This is a genomic window from Kineosporia sp. NBRC 101677 (genome assembly GCF_030269265.1).
Taxonomy (GTDB): domain Bacteria; phylum Actinomycetota; class Actinomycetes; order Actinomycetales; family Kineosporiaceae; genus Kineosporia; species Kineosporia rhizophila.
Genome location: NZ_BSTA01000007.1, coordinates 328860 through 343597, shown reverse-complemented (window position 1 = coordinate 343597; position 14738 = coordinate 328860). Strand labels below are relative to the sequence as shown.

General features: G+C 71.2%; 10 protein-coding genes. 5 read left to right on the top strand and 5 right to left on the bottom strand.

What is annotated here, in order from left to right:
• Position 1 precedes the first annotated feature (1 nt).
• On the bottom strand, positions 2-664 hold the full coding sequence (locus QSK18_RS22295) for a potassium channel family protein (protein ID WP_232811948.1): 663 nt from the start codon (positions 662-664) through the stop codon (positions 2-4).
• Positions 664-1332 carry a potassium channel family protein gene (locus QSK18_RS22290; protein WP_352396604.1) on the bottom strand — a complete coding sequence of 223 codons (669 nt, stop codon included), beginning with the start codon at positions 1330-1332 and terminating at the stop codon, positions 664-666. The genes QSK18_RS22295 and QSK18_RS22290 overlap by 1 nt, the downstream gene beginning before the upstream one ends.
• Before the next feature lie 122 nt (positions 1333-1454).
• Between QSK18_RS22290 and QSK18_RS22285 the strand changes: the two genes are divergently transcribed.
• The 3 genes from QSK18_RS22285 (at position 1455) to acnA (ending at position 7910) form a co-directional block, all read left to right on the top strand.
• Complete coding sequence (locus tag QSK18_RS22285) at positions 1455-3506, top strand: APC family permease (protein WP_232811949.1); 2052 nt, start codon at positions 1455-1457, stop codon at positions 3504-3506.
• The gene (locus QSK18_RS22280; RefSeq protein WP_285622741.1) at positions 3499-4935 is read left to right on the top strand and encodes a class I SAM-dependent RNA methyltransferase; all 1437 of its coding nucleotides are present in this window, start codon (positions 3499-3501) and stop codon (positions 4933-4935) included. Before QSK18_RS22285 ends, QSK18_RS22280 begins: the two co-directional genes overlap by 8 nt.
• A 191-nt stretch (positions 4936-5126) precedes the next feature.
• Positions 5127-7910, top strand: a complete 2784-nt coding sequence (acnA, locus tag QSK18_RS22275) for an aconitate hydratase AcnA (RefSeq protein ID WP_285622968.1) — start codon at positions 5127-5129, stop codon at positions 7908-7910.
• Between the two features lie 288 nt (positions 7911-8198).
• On the opposite strand, the gene QSK18_RS22270 is transcribed toward acnA, so the two are convergent.
• Positions 8199-9008, bottom strand: coding sequence for a DUF3152 domain-containing protein (locus QSK18_RS22270; RefSeq protein WP_285622738.1), 810 nt, complete (start codon positions 9006-9008; stop codon positions 8199-8201).
• Positions 9009-9122: 114 nt separating this feature from the next.
• On the opposite strand from QSK18_RS22270, the gene QSK18_RS22265 reads away from it, so the two are divergent.
• Together QSK18_RS22265 and dxs are read left to right on the top strand one after the other, a co-directional pair.
• A complete protein-coding gene (locus QSK18_RS22265) occupies positions 9123-9491 on the top strand; it encodes a hypothetical protein (protein ID WP_232811953.1) in 369 nt (122 codons plus the stop codon).
• Positions 9492-9758: 267 nt separating this feature from the next.
• Complete coding sequence (gene dxs, locus QSK18_RS22260; RefSeq protein ID WP_232811954.1) at positions 9759-11666, top strand: 1-deoxy-D-xylulose-5-phosphate synthase; 1908 nt, start codon at positions 9759-9761, stop codon at positions 11664-11666.
• A gap of 3 nt (positions 11667-11669) precedes the next feature.
• Here dxs and QSK18_RS22255 read toward each other — a convergent pair whose 3' ends face one another.
• Together QSK18_RS22255 and QSK18_RS22250 are read right to left on the bottom strand one after the other, a co-directional pair.
• Positions 11670-12488, bottom strand: coding sequence for a hypothetical protein (locus QSK18_RS22255; protein ID WP_285622733.1), 819 nt, complete (start codon positions 12486-12488; stop codon positions 11670-11672).
• Between the two features lie 127 nt (positions 12489-12615).
• On the bottom strand, positions 12616-14736 hold the full coding sequence (locus QSK18_RS22250) for a 3-hydroxyacyl-CoA dehydrogenase NAD-binding domain-containing protein (RefSeq protein WP_285622730.1): 2121 nt from the start codon (positions 14734-14736) through the stop codon (positions 12616-12618).
• Between the last annotated feature and the right edge of the window lie 2 nt (positions 14737-14738).

The following is a 14738-nucleotide window of genomic DNA, read 5'->3' as shown; positions in this document are numbered from 1 at the left end:
CTCAGCCGCGGGGGTTGAGCAGTTCCTGCAACGCGTCCTCGCTGTCCGGCACGGTGATGAACATCAGCTCGTCCCCGGCCTCGAGGGCGTCGTCGCGGCTGGGCGGGATCGGCCGCTCACCCCGGATGATCCCGACCAGCACGGTGTCGTCCGGCCAGGCGATCTCGCCGACCATGGTCCCGGCCAGCGGCGACTCGGCCGGCAGGGTCAGCTCCACCATCGAGGCCTGACCCTGCTGGAAGGTGAAGATCCGGACCAGCTCACCGATCGAGACGGCCTCCTCGACCAGGGCCGTCATCAGCCGCGGGGTGGACACCGCCACGTCCACGCCCCAGGCCTCGTCGAACATCCACTCGTTGGCCGGGGTGTTCACCCGGGCCACGGTGCGGGGCACCCCGTACTCGGTCTTCGACAGCAGCGAGACCACCAGGTTGGCCTTGTCGTCGCCGCTGGCCGCGACCACCACGTCGCAGTCGGCCAGCCCGGCGTCGGCCAGCGAGCTGATCTCGCAGGCGTCGGCCAGCAGCCACTCGGCCTCCGGCACGCTGGTCACCCGGATCGCGTTCGGGTCCTTGTCGATCAGCAGCACCCGGTGCCCGTTGGTGAGCAGTTCCCGCGCGATCGAGCGGCCCACGCTGCCCGCGCCGACGATGACGATCCGCATCAGTGCCCATCCTTCGACGGCGGGACGGCCATTCTCTGTTCCACCGAGGTGAGCTGGTCGTGCCGCAGCACGAAGTGCACCAGGTCGCCCTCCTGGTAGAGGGTGTCCGGCCCGGGCACGAGCCCCTCGCCGAGCCGCGAGAGGAAGGCGACCCGGGCCTCGGAAGCGGCTTCCAGGGCGGCCATCCGCCGCCCCACCCAGCCGGTGTGCACCTGTACCTCGGCCAGGATCACCGCGCCGGAGGGGTCGCGGTACTCGGAGATCGCGCCGGCGGGCAGCAGCCGGCGGGCCATCTGGTCGGCCGTCCAGCGCACGGTGGCGACGGTGGGGATGCCCAGGCGCTGGTAGACCTCGGCGCGGCCCGGGTCGTAGATCCGGGCCACCACGTTGCTCACGCCGAACGTCTCCCGGGCCACCCGGGCGGCCAGGATGTTGGAGTTGTCGCCGTTGCTCACCGCGGCGAACGCGTAGGCGTCCTCGATCCCCGCCTCGGTCAGGGTGTCCCGGTCGAAACCGGGGCCGACCACGCGGCGGCCCTCGAAGTGCGGGCCGAGCCGGCGGAAGGCGTTCGCGTTCTGGTCCACCACCGCGACGGTGTGCCCGCGGTCCTCGACCATCTGGGCCAGGGTGGAGCCGGTGCGGCCGCATCCCATGATCACGAAGTGCACGTTCGTCGGCCCTCTCAGCTGACCTGCTGTCCGCCGCTGAAGGTACACCCGTGGCTCGCCCACGGTGGGCCCCACGGTCCACCGTTACCGCCCTCCGGCCGCCGGGAATACGATGACCGGCCGTGCCTTCATTTCCCGGCGCCGTGAAACGGCTGCTCGTGGGGCGGCCGGTGCGCAGCGAACGTCTGGGCGAGACCCTTCTGCCCAAACGCATCGCGCTGCCGGTCTTCGCCTCGGACGCGCTCTCCTCGGTGGCCTACGCGCCGGACGAGATCCTGCTGACCCTGGCCGCCGCGGGCCTGACGTCGTACGCGCTCTCGCCCTGGGTCGGGGTGGCGGTGGTCTTCGTCATGCTGATCGTGGTCGCGTCCTACCGGCAGAACGTGCACGCCTACCCCTCCGGCGGCGGCGACTACGAGGTGGCCACGGTCAACCTCGGGCCGACCGCCGGGATCACCGTGGCCAGCGCGCTGCTGGTCGACTACGTCCTCACGGTCGCCGTCTCGATCTCCTCCGGGGCCCAGTACGCCGCCTCGGCCATGCCTTTCCTGCGGGGGCACGAGGCGCTCGTCGCCGTGATCGTGGTCGTCCTGCTCACCACGATCAACCTGCGCGGGGTGCGGGAGTCGGGCTCCGCGTTCGCCGTGCCCACCTACGTCTTCATGTTCGCCATCCTGGGGATGAGCGCCTGGGGGTTCCTCAAGTACTTCCTGGGCGACCTGCCGCAGGCCGAGAGCGCGGTGCTCGACCTGCTCCCGGAGTCGCAGTTCGAGCAGGGCCTGGTCGGTCTGGGCGGGGCCTTCCTGCTGCTGCGGGCGTTCTCGTCCGGCTGCGCGGCGCTGACCGGGGTCGAGGCGATCAGCAACGGGGTGCCCGCGTTCAAGAAGCCGAAGAGCCACAACGCCGCCACCACGCTGGCCCTGCTCGGCTCGATCGCGGTGCTGATGCTGATGTCCACGATCATCCTGTCCCGGCTGATGCACGTGCGCTTCGCCGAGTTCCCGGCCGAGCAGCTCACCCGCGACGGCGTGCCGGTCGGCGAGGACTACGTGCAGGACCCGGTGATCGGCCAGATCGCCTCGGCCCTCTTCGGCGGCTTCCCGCCGGCCTTCTACCTGGTCACCTTCGCCACCGGGCTGATCCTGATCCTGGCCGCCAACACCGCGTTCAACGGCTTCCCGGTGCTCGGCTCGATCCTGGCCCGCGACGACCTGCTGCCGCGCCAGCTGCACACCCGCGGCGACCGGCTGGCCTACAGCAACGGCATCGTGCTCCTGGCGGTCGGGGCGAGCCTGCTCATCCTGGCCTTCGACGCCCAGGTCACCCGGCTGATCCAGCTCTACATCGTGGGCGTCTTCATCTCCTTCACGGTCAGCCAGACCGGCATGGTGCGGCACTGGACCCGGCTGCTGCGCACCGAGGCCGACCCGGCGGCGCGGCGGAGGATGAAACAGTCCCGGGTGATCAACGCGATCGGCCTGAGCATCACCGGCAGCGTGCTGGTGGTCGTGCTGATCACCAAGTTCACCCGCGGCGCCTACCTGGCCCTGCTGTTCATGGCCGTGCTGTTCGTGCTGATGCTGGCGATCCGCCGGCACTACCGGAAGGTGCGGGCCGAGCTGGACGAGGAGGACGACAGCAGAGGCCGGGTCCTGCCGTCCCGGGTGCACGCCATCGTCCTGGTGTCCAAGCTGCACAAGCCCACGCTGCGGGCGCTCGCCTACGCCCGGGCCTCCCGGCCCTCGGTGCTGGAGGCGGTCACGGTCACCGTCGACGCCGAGGAGACCCGGCGCCTGCAGGAGGAGTGGGACCGCCGCGACATCCCGGTGCCCCTGCGGGCCCTGGACTCGCCGTATCGTGAGGTCACCCGCCCGGTGCTCAACTACGTGCGCAGTATCCGCCGCGACAGCCCCCGCGACCTGGTGGTGGTCTACGTGCCGGAGTATGTGGTGGGGCGCTGGTGGGAGCAGTTGCTGCACAACCAGAGCGCGCTGCGGCTGAAGAGCGGTCTGCACTTCATGTCCGGCGTGATCGTGGCCAGCGTGCCCTGGCAGCTGCGGTCCTCGCGGCACCGGCTGGGCGAGGAGAACCGCCCGGCCCCGGGGGACGCGCGGCGGGGTGCGGTGCCGCCGGAGAGCCCCGAAGAGATCTCTACGAAGGAACAGAATGTCTAGCAGTCCGACCAGTGACTCCCCGTCGTCCGTCGCCTCGGGGCCTGGCCTGGTCACCGACGAGCTGATCCAGCTGCAGGTCGGCCCGGTGGCGCACGGCGGGCACTGTGTGGCCCGGCACGAGGGCCGGGTGGTCTTCGTCCGGCACGCGCTGCCCGGTGAGGTGGTGCTGGCCCGGCTGACCGAGTCCGGGCCGGACGCGAAGTTCTGGCGGGCCGACGCGGTCGAGGTCGTCGAGGCCTCGCCCGACCGGGTCCCGGCGCCCTGCCCGGTGGCCGGTCCCGGGCTGTGCGGCGGGTGCGACTGGCAGCACGCCGACCTGTCCGCCCAGCGCCGGATGAAGGCCGACGTGGTGAAGGAGCAGCTGCGCCGGATCGCTCACCTCGACCCGGTGCCCGAGGTCGTGGTGGAGGGCCCGGAGGGTGACGGGCTGGGCTGGCGCACCCGGGTGCGGTTCACGGTCGACACCGAAGGACGCCCGGGGTTGCGCAAGCACCGCTCCCATGACGTGATCGCGGTGAAGGAGTGTCTGATCGCCTCTCCCGCGGCGGCGTCGCTGGGGATCACCCAGTCCCGCTGGCCGGGGGCGCTCGCGGTCGAGGTGGTCGAGCCCTCCACCGGCTCGCCGCTGGTGGTGGCCGAGGCCGTCGCCAGTCGCAAGGGTCCTTCGCTGCGGCTGCCCAAGCTGCCCGAGACCAACGTGGCCACCCGCGACGACGAGGGCCTGCACCAGGTCAAGGGGCGTACCTGGGTCTCTGAGGAAGTAAGCGTGGCGGGTACGCCGCGGCCGTTCCGGGTCACCGGTACGGGCTTCTGGCAGGTGCACCCGGCCGCGGCCCAGACCCTGCTCGACGCCGTGCTGGAGGCCACCCAGGCCCGGCCGGGGGAGCGCGCGGTGGACCTGTACGGCGGCGTGGGGCTGTTCGCGGCCGGGCTGGCCGAACAGGTCGGCGTCACCGGCAGCGTGCTGCTGGTCGAGGGCGACGCCCGGGCCTCGGCCGACGCCCGCCGGGGCCTGCACGACCTGGGGCAGGTGCGGGTGGAGAACGGCTCGGTCTCCCGCGTGCTGCCGCGCCTGGCCGCAGAGGGGGGACCGCTGGCCGACGGCGGGGCCGACGTGATCGTGCTCGACCCGCCCCGTTCGGGCGCCGGCAAGGACGTGATGCGTCAGGTCACCGCGCTGGCTCCGCGCGTGGTCGTCTACGTGGCCTGCGACCCGGCCGCCCTGGCCCGCGACCTGGCCTTCGCCGAGGGGCTGGGCTACCGGCTGGACAAGCTGCGGGCCTTCGACCTGTTCCCGATGACCCACCACGTGGAGTGCGTGGCCGTGCTGGTCCCGGCCGGTGAGCGGCCCTCGCCGTCGGAGGTCCCGACGGTGTCCGAGCCCGCCCGGCGCCCCGCCTGGCCCCGGCGTTCGCGCGGTCGGCGATAACAGGCCGTCGCTGCCTCGAGTGCGTCCGGAACTCGTAGCGGTTGCGCCGAACGGCGCGTCAACCTGCCTCGTTGTTCGACTGGGGGCAGGCTTCGACTTAGGTTCGGCTAACTATCTTGACGTCGAGATACTTTAGTATGGTGCTCGGTGACGACGATCTACGACGATCTAAGGAGCTCTCGTTGAGCAGTGTGAGAAGCCTCGACAGCTTTGGCGCGCGCGGCCAACTCGCTGCCGGAGACGCCAGCTACGACATCTTCCGGCTCTCGGCCGTCCCCGGTGCCGCCGAGCTGCCGTACAGCCTGAAGGTCCTGCTGGAGAACCTGCTGCGGACCGAGGACGGCGCCAACATCACCGCCGGCCACATCCGGGCGCTGGCCGGCTGGGACCCGAGTGCGAACCCGGACACCGAGATCCAGTTCACCCCGGCCCGGGTGATCATGCAGGACTTCACCGGCGTGCCGTGCATCGTCGACCTGGCCACCATGCGCGAGGCCGTGGCCGAGCTGGGCGGCGACCCGAACAAGATCAACCCGCTGTCCCCGGCCGAGATGGTGATCGACCACTCGGTGATCGCCGACGTGTTCGGTCGGCCGGACGCGTTCGAGAAGAACGTCGACCTGGAGTACCAGCGCAACGGCGAGCGCTACCAGTTCCTGCGCTGGGGCCAGACCGCCTTCGACGACTTCAAGGTGGTGCCCCCGGGCACCGGCATCGTGCACCAGGTCAACATCGAGCACCTGGCCCGCGTGGTCTTCGAGCGTGACGGCGTGGCCTACCCCGACACCTGCGTGGGCACCGACTCGCACACCACCATGGTCAACGGCATCGGCGTGCTGGGCTGGGGCGTCGGCGGTATCGAGGCCGAGGCCGCGATGCTCGGCCAGCCGGTCAGCATGCTCATCCCGCGGGTGGTCGGCTTCAAGCTCAACGGTGAGATCCCGGCCGGGGTCACCGCCACCGACGTGGTGCTCACCATCACCGAAATGCTGCGCAAGCACGGCGTGGTGGGCAAGTTCGTCGAGTTCTACGGCGAGGGCGTCGGCGCGGTGCCGCTGGCCAACCGGGCCACCATCGGCAACATGAGCCCCGAGTTCGGCTCCACCGCCGCGATGTTCCCGATCGACGAGGTCACGCTCGACTACCTGCGCCTGACCGGCCGCAGCGATGCGCAGGTCGCCCTGGTCGAGGCGTACACCAAGGAGCAGGGCCTGTGGCACGACCCGGCCAGTGAGGCCAAGTACTCCGAGTACCTCGAGCTCGACCTGTCCACCGTGGTCCCGAGCATCGCCGGTCCCAAGCGCCCGCAGGACCGGATCGAGCTGGCCCACGCCAAGGCCGCCTGGCGCGGGGCGATCTCCGACTACGTGAAGGACTGGCAGTCCGGGGGCAAGCAGGACGAGGCGGTGGCCGAGTCGTTCCCGGCCAGCGACTCCCCGTCGGCGTCCTCCTCCAGCAAGGCCGACGAGCCGAACGCGCCGCACGAATCGAACGGCCGCCCGCACAAGCGGGTTCCGGTCACCATGGCCGACGGCACCCAGTTCGAGCTGGACCACGGCCACGTCACCATCGCCGCCATCACCAGCTGCACCAACACCTCCAACCCGTCGGTCATGCTGGCCGCCGCGCTGCTGGCCAAGAACGCGGTGGAGCGGGGCCTGTCGGTCAAGCCGTGGGTGAAGACCACGATGGCGCCGGGCTCCAAGGTGGTCATGGACTACTACGCCAAGGCCGGTCTGGTGCCGTACCTGGAGAAGCTCGGCTACCACCTGGTCGGCTACGGCTGCACCACCTGCATCGGCAACTCCGGCCCGCTGCCCGAGGAGATCTCGGCCGCGGTGCAGGAGAACGACCTCACCGTGGTGTCGGTGCTCTCCGGCAACCGCAACTTCGAGGGCCGGATCAACCCCGACGTCAAGATGAACTACCTGGCCTCCCCGCCGCTGGTGATCGCCTACGCGCTGGCCGGCACCATCGACTGGGACCCGGAGAACGACCCGATCGGCACCGACTCCGACGGCAACGACGTGTTCATGCGCGAGATCTGGCCGTCCGCTCAGGAGGTCGCCGCGGTGGTCGAGGACTCGATCACCAAGGACATGTTCGTCGGCGACTACGCCGACGTGTTCGCCGGTGACGAGCGCTGGCAGTCGCTGGACACCCCCGAGGGCAGCACCTTCGCCTGGGACAGCGAGTCCACCTACGTGCGCCGCCCCCCGTACTTCGAGGGCATGAAGATCGAGACCACCCCGGTCACCGACATCTCCGGCGCCCGGGTGCTGGCCAAGCTGGGTGACTCGGTGACCACCGACCACATCAGCCCGGCCAGCTCGATCAAGGTCGACTCGCCGGCCGGGGTCTACCTGGCCGAGCACGGCGTGGCCCGCAAGGACTTCAACTCCTACGGTTCCCGGCGGGGCAACCACGAGGTGATGATCCGCGGCACCTTCGCCAACATCCGGCTGAAGAACCAGCTGCTGGACGGCGTCGAGGGCGGCTTCACCCGGAACTTCCTGGCCGAGGGCGAGCAGACCACGATCTACGACGCGGCCCAGGCCTACGCCGAGGCCGGCGTCCCGCTGGTGGTGCTGGCCGGCAAGGAGTACGGCTCGGGCTCCAGCCGCGACTGGGCGGCCAAGGGCACGCGTCTGCTGGGCGTCCGCGCGGTCATCACCGAGAGCTACGAGCGGATCCACCGCTCCAACCTGATCGGGATGGGCGTGCTGCCGCTGCAGTTCCCGGCCGGCCAGAACGCCGACTCGCTGGGCCTGGACGGCACCGAGACGTTCGACGTCGCCGGGGTCACCGAGCTCAACAACGGCACCACCCCGGCCACCGTCAAGGTCACCGCCACCAGGACGGACGGCACCAAGGTCGAGTTCGACGCCGTGGTCCGGATCGACACCCCCGGTGAGGCCGACTACTACCGCAACGGCGGCATCCTGCAGTACGTGCTGCGCTCGCTGGTCAGCTGAACCGATTAGGGACGTCCGTGGGCACCGACGCCACGGACGCCCCCTCGGGTGGCTGGTAGCCGTCCGGACCGGTCTGAACCGCCCGTCCCTCGAACGAGGGGCGGGCGGTTCTGCGCGGAGGGGCTAGGGCCTGTCCTGTGGATCGGCGCCGTAGCGAGGAGGTGCCCGGTGACGGCCTGGGCGTGCCCGGTGGGCGCCCTCGTAGTGGTTCTACGTGGGTGCCCGCCGGGTGCGTCCAGGCTGCCCACCGGGTGCCCCGCAGTAGGCGACCGATTCGCAGGACAGGACCTAGTTGCGGCCGGTGCGCTCGACCGGGATGGGATCGTCGTACTCCCCGGCGCTGCCGTGGAGCGGCTTGCCCTTCGGCGACGGCCAGGCGTTGGCCCGGCATCCGTGCATGCCGAGCGACTGCTGCTGCATCACCGGTGCCAGGCGGCCGGGGCCCGGGCAGAGCTCGTGGCCGTGCCCCAGCAGGTGCCCCGTCTCGTGGTTGATCACGTAGGCGCGGTAGACGGCCAATGAGGCGGGGTAGTCCGGCACCCCGTGCACCCACCGGGCCACGTTGATCACCACGTCGTCGCCGTTGCGGCACGAGGTGTACCCGCCCGTCCCACCGCAGAGCACGTCCCGGGTGCCCGGGGTGGTCAGCCGGACGGTGAAGTCGGCGCTCTGGCCGGGGCCCACCCGCCGCAGGCGGCGCTCGCCCTGACCGGTCCAGCTGCGGTCGTCGCCGAGGATCTTCACCACCTCACCGGCGAACTTCTTCGCCGTGATCCCGTCGATGCCCCGCTCCACCGCGACCTGGTAGCGCAGCACCGGCCCGGCCGACCCGCTCACCGCCGACTTCCCGGCCGCGACCACCCAGGTGTTCTTGCCGGTGTGCAGGTACTTCACCGGCCGCACGGTCACCGGGGCCTGCGGGGTCTGCGTGGTCTCCGGCCCGACCGGAGGTGCCGCAGGAGCCGTGGTCGCCGGGGCAGCGGCGGCTCCTTCCACCCGGTCGTGCAGGACGACCTCCACATGCGGAAGACCGCATCCGCCGAGCAGCGCCGACCCGGCGATCAGCGCCCCGCCGGCCCGCAAACGTCCTGAAAACACAGTCTCTCCTGGTAACCGCCAACCCCCAGATGAGATCAGACGCCACTGACAACGACGGAATCACCCGGTGGATCGGTTGCACTCCCGGGTGCGACGGGTGTCACTCTCTTTCCTGTGACCGAACACCTCCCGCCCGGCTGGCCCGAGGCCGTCCTTCCGCCCGGCACCCGCGAGTGGGAGCAGTCCGCCTCGTCCTGGCTCCTCGACCAGTGCCCGGCCGACTTCCGCGCCTACCCGGTGCTGCGGAAACAGGTCCTGGGTCTGGCCTGGCTGGCCTACCAGCACGTCGGGGCGCAGCGGCAGGCCCTGGACCGGGGGCTCAGCCGGATCCGCACCGACCTGTCCCGTGACCTGCCGCCTGCCGCGCTCGAAGAGATGATCGAGGCGGTCCAGCAGGAGCAGTCCCGGCTGGCGGCCGCCCAGCGGGGTGTGGAGCTCGTGGCCCGGGCCCTGCGGGGGGAGCGGTACATCCCCCGGCTGTGACCGGCTGCGTGGGGTGGCGCTCGTCACCTTCCGGCCGGGCGACTCCGGCCACGCACGGTCCCTCCCGGGTCACGGTCCGTCGAGCATGCTCTGCCCCAAGACCTGGAGGAATTATGAAAGTTTCGTGTGTCTAATCCCTTACGGGTGGAGGTTCGCAGCGCGGGCTGCGGGAGCGACCCTAGAATCGTGGGTCAGGACGGTGGATCCGCCGGATCGGGTCCGCCGAGTCCACGGGTTTTACACGGCAGCTAGGGAGATGCGTAGTCGATGGTGGCGCTCACGGAGATCCATGGCCCGGACGACCTTCGACTGCTCGACGCGGCGCAGCTGGACGATCTGGCCCAGCAGATCCGCACGTTCCTGGTCCGCGAGGTCTCCCGCACCGGCGGCCACCTCGGGCCCAACCTCGGGGTGGTCGAGCTGACCATGGCCGTGCACCGGGTCTTCCAGTCCCCGCACGACCAGATCGTGTTCGACACCGGGCACCAGTGCTACGTGCACAAGCTGCTCACCGGCCGGCAGGACTTCAGCGCCCTCAAGCGGCAGGGCGGCCTGTCCGGCTACCCCTCCCGGGCCGAGTCCGAGCACGACATCGTCGAGAGCAGCCACGCCTCCTCGTCGCTGTCCTGGGCCGACGGCCTGGCCAAGGCCAACCAGCTCACCGGCCGCGGCGACCGGCACGTGGTGGCGATCGTCGGCGACGGCGCGCTCACCGGTGGCATGGCCTGGGAGGCGCTGAACAACATCGCCGTCGGCCAGGAACGCAACCTGGTCATCGTGGTCAACGACAACGAGCGCTCCTACGCGCCCACCATCGGCGGCCTGTCCGAGCGGCTGGCCAAGCTGCGCACGCTGGACAGCTACGAGAAGGCGCTCGACCTGGGCAAGTCGGTGCTGCAGCGCGGGGGCACGCCGGGCCGGCTGGCCTACGGCACCCTGCACGGTATGAAGAAGGGCATCAAGGACATCGTGGCCCCCCAGGGCCTGTTCGAGGACCTGGGTCTCAAGTACGTGGGCCCGGTCGACGGCCACGACCTCGAGGCCATGGAGTTCGCCCTGGGCCGGGCCAAGTCGTTCGGCGGCCCGGTGATCGTGCACGCGATCACCGAGAAGGGCCGCGGCTACGCACCGGCCCGCAACGACCAGGCCGACCAGTTCCACGCGATCGGCGTGATCGACCCGGAGACCGGCAAGCCGGTCTCCAGCGGCCGCGGCGGGGTCAAGTGGACCAGCGTGTTCGCCGACGAGATCGTCCAGATCGCCGACGAGCGGCCGGACGTGGTCGGCATCACCGCGGCCATGCTGATCCCGGTGGGTCTGCACCGCTTCGCCGAGCGCTACCCCGACCGGGTGTTCGACGTCGGTATCGCCGAGCAGCACGCGGTCACCAGCGCGGCCGGGATGGCGCACGGCGGCCTGCACCCGGTGGTCGCGGTCTACGCCACCTTCATGAACCGGGCCTTCGACCAGGTCCTGATGGACGTGGCGCTGCACCGCGAGGGCGTCACCTTCGTCCTCGACCGGGCCGGGGTCACCGGCGACGACGGGGCCAGCCACAACGGCATGTGGGACCTGTCGCTGCTGGGCCTGGTGCCGGGCATCCGGATCGCCGCCCCGCGCGACGCCGTGCGGCTGCGCGAGCTGCTGCGCGAGGCCGTGGCAGTGGAGGACGCCCCCACCGTGCTGCGCTTCCAGAAGGGCCAGGTGGCCGACGAGGTCCCCGCGCTCGAGCGGGTCGGCAACCTCGACGTGCTGCACCGCGAGGGCGACGAGGACGTGCTGGTGGTGGCCGTCGGCTCGATGACGGCCCTGGGGCTGGAGGTGGCCCAGCGGCTGAACCAGCAGGGCATCGGCGTCACCGTGGTCGACCCGCGCTGGGTGCTGCCGGTGAACGAGGCGGTGCCGGCGCTGGCCGCCCGGCACCAGCTGGTCGTGGTGGTGGAGGACGGCGGGGTGTCCGGCGGGGTCGCCAGCCACGTGTCGTCCGCCCTGTCCGCCGCCCGGGTGCCCACCGCCGTCCGTGGTTTCGGGATCCCGCAGGAGTTCCTCGACCACGCCAGCCGGGCCCAGGTGCTGGAGCACGTCGGGCTCACCGCGCAGGAGGTCTCCCGCGAGGTGGTCGAGCACTTCTCCCGTCAGGCCGAGGTCGCGATGGAAGATCTGCCCCGTCCCTGACAGTCAGATGGCGTGCCTACCCCGTCGCGCTCCGTGCCGGGGTACGGCAACCTCATCGGCCGTCACCAACAGCGGGATGTCGAGAGCGCGGTCGGGCTCGTCGGTGAGCTGCCAGGCGGCCTGCACGAAGCCGGGGTCGATGTGCCGTAGGTCGAACCAGGCCCGCTGACGGGTGGGGGCGGCCACTGCCCGCATACCCACGCCGTCGCCCTCGGCCAGGTGCTTGCGCAGGGTGCGGGAGCTGAGCAACGCCAGCACGTCGCAGCCCCCGACGGGCCGGATGACCCCCTCGCGCCCGTCCCGCGACAGCCGGGCCGCCGCCAGAGCGCCCATGCGCTCGGTGTATTCACGCAGGGCGGCCCAGGACTCGCGCCCCTGTACGCCTACTCGGGCTGCCAGGGAAGGTGCGAGCGAAACACAACGGTCCGGCTCGTCCAGGAGGCCGTAGACGCCGTACCCCAGGTCCAGTGCGCCCCCAGGCAGCTTCTGCACCACCCAGTCGGGCCCGAGGTGGTCAATGTGGCCGGGCGGCAACGCAATCAGGCGCAGCGCCTCACGGAAGCAGGACCCGGCCTCGTCGCCCAGTTCGCCGACCAGTCGGTGCAGCCGCAGCAGGGCCGCCACCCGGTGCCGGGCGGTCGCGCTCTCGGCCGGCTCCGGGCCGACCACCTGGCGGATCATCGGCCAGGTCACCAGCGCGCCTTCCGCGTCCGGCAGCCGTACCCCGTCGTCGGAGGGCACGAAGTCGATGTCGTGCAGAACGCTCACCGCTAGGACACATCGCCGCAGCGCGGTCTCGTCATTTCCGATCGCGTCGGGCATGGGCCCACCGTAAGCGCGCAGAGTGCACCCAGCGTCCGAAAACCGTGGTCTGAGCCTTGATCGTGAACACTCAGTACCCGGACGCCGGGTGCACTCTCACCAATCGCGCTTCGGTGATGACTTTCCGTCAGGGAAGCGTGGATTCACCGGCCGGCAGGAACCGGCGGCCCAGAACCCGCTCGCTGTATCCCTCACGATCCAGGTACGGCGTGATGCCGCCGAGGTGGAACGGCCAGCCGGCGCCCATGATCATGCAGAGGTCGATGTCCTGAGCCTCCTGGACCACGCCCTCCTCGAGCATCAGGCCGATCTCCTGGGTGAGCGCCACCAGCGTGCGGTCGCGGATCTCCTCACCGGTGGAGACCTTGTCGCCGAACTGGAACAGCGCGGCCGTCTCCTCGTCCACGTAGGGCTTGCCGGTCTCGTCGTACGACCAGATCGCCGGCTTGCCCGCGGCCACCAGCCGGCCCAGGTTCTCCGACACCGTGAACCGGTCCGGGTAGGCCCCGTGCAGCGTCTCGGCCACGTGCAGCGCGATCGCCGGGCCGACCAGGTTCAGCAGCAGGAACGGCGACATCGGCAGCCCCAGCGGGGCCAGCGCGTCGTCGGCCACGTGCAGGTCGCTGCCCTCGTCGGCCGCGTTGACCACCTCGCCCATCACCCGGGTGAGCAGCCGGTTGACCACGAACGCGGGGGCGTCGGCGGCCAGCACGCAGGTCTTGCCCAGGGCCCGGCCGAGCTGGAAAACCGTTGCCAGCGTGGCGTCGTCGGTCTTCTCCGCGCGTACCACCTCGACCAGCGGCAGGATCGCCACCGGGTTGAAGAAGTGGAACCCGGCGACCCGCTCCGGGTGTGTCAGGTCCGCGGCCATCGCCCCGACCGACAGCGACGAGGTGTTGGTCAGCAGCACGCAGTGCTCCGGCACCACCGCCTCGAGCTCGGCCAGGACCTTCTTCTTCACCTCGAGGTCCTCGAACACCGCCTCGATCACCACGTCGGCGTCGGCGAAGACGGCCTTGTCGGTGCTGCCGCGCACCAGCGCCTTCAGCCGGTTGCCGGCGTCACCGGTGAGCCGGCCCTTGAGCAGCAGCTTGTCGATCTCGTCGTGGACGTACTGCACGCCCTTGTCCACGCGCTCCTGGTCGAGGTCGGTGAGGGTGACCGGCACCTTCAGCCGGCGCACGAACAGCAGGGCGAGCTGCCCGGCCATCAGCCCGGCCCCGACCACCCCGACCGAGCCGACCTTGCGGGCCAGCGACTTGTCCGGCGCCCCGGCGGGCCGCTTCGCCCGCTTGTTCACCAGGTCGAAGGCGTACAGTCCGGCCCGCAGCTCCGGGCTGGCGGCCATGTCGGCCAGGGCCTCGTCCTCGGCCGCGAAACCCTCGTCCCGGGAGGCCGTCCGGGCCTGGGTGACCAGCTCGATCGCCCGGTAGGGGGCCGGGGCGGCGCCACCGATCTTGGAGTCGGCGAACGCCTTCGCCTCGGCCGCCGCGGCGGCCCAGACCTCCTCGGCCTCGTCGACCGGGGCCCGGGAGACGGTGACCTGGCCGCGCAGCACGTCCGCGGCCCAGAACAGCGACTGCTCCAGGAAGTCGGCCGGCTCGAAGACCGCGTCGGCGATCCCGCGTTCGAAGGCCTTGCGGCCGTTGAGCATCCGGTTGTTGCTGAGCGGGTTCTTGATGATCAGCTCGAACGCCGCGGCCGGGCCGATCAGCCGGGGCAGCAGGTAGGTGCCGCCCCAGCCGGGGATCAGGCCGAGGAAGCACTCCGGAAGGGCCACCGCCGGGACCGAGGAGGAGATCGTGCGGTAGGTGGCGTGCAGCGCGATCTCCAGGCCGCCGCCGAGCGCGGCGCCGTTGACGAAGGCGAAGCTCGGTACCGGCAGTTCCCCCAGCCGGCGGAACACGTCGTGGCCGAGCCGGCCCACCAGCAGCGCCTGCTCGCGCGTGGCCTCGCCCTTGAGCAGGTTCAGGTCGGCCCCGGCGGCCAGGAAGAACGGCTTGCCGGTGACGCCCACGGCGACGATCTCGCCCGCCGTGGCCCGGGTGGTGGCCACCTCGAGCGCCTCCTCCAGGCTGCGCAGCCCGCGCAGGCCGAAGGTGCTGGGCCGGGTGTGGTCGAGGCCGTTGTCCAGGGTGATCAGCAGCAGCGTGCCGGCGCCCCCGGGCAGGGCGACGTCGCGGGCCAGGGCCCGGGTCACCACCTCGTCGGGCTGCGCGGCCTCGGCCTGTTCGCGAAGGTCGGTCACCG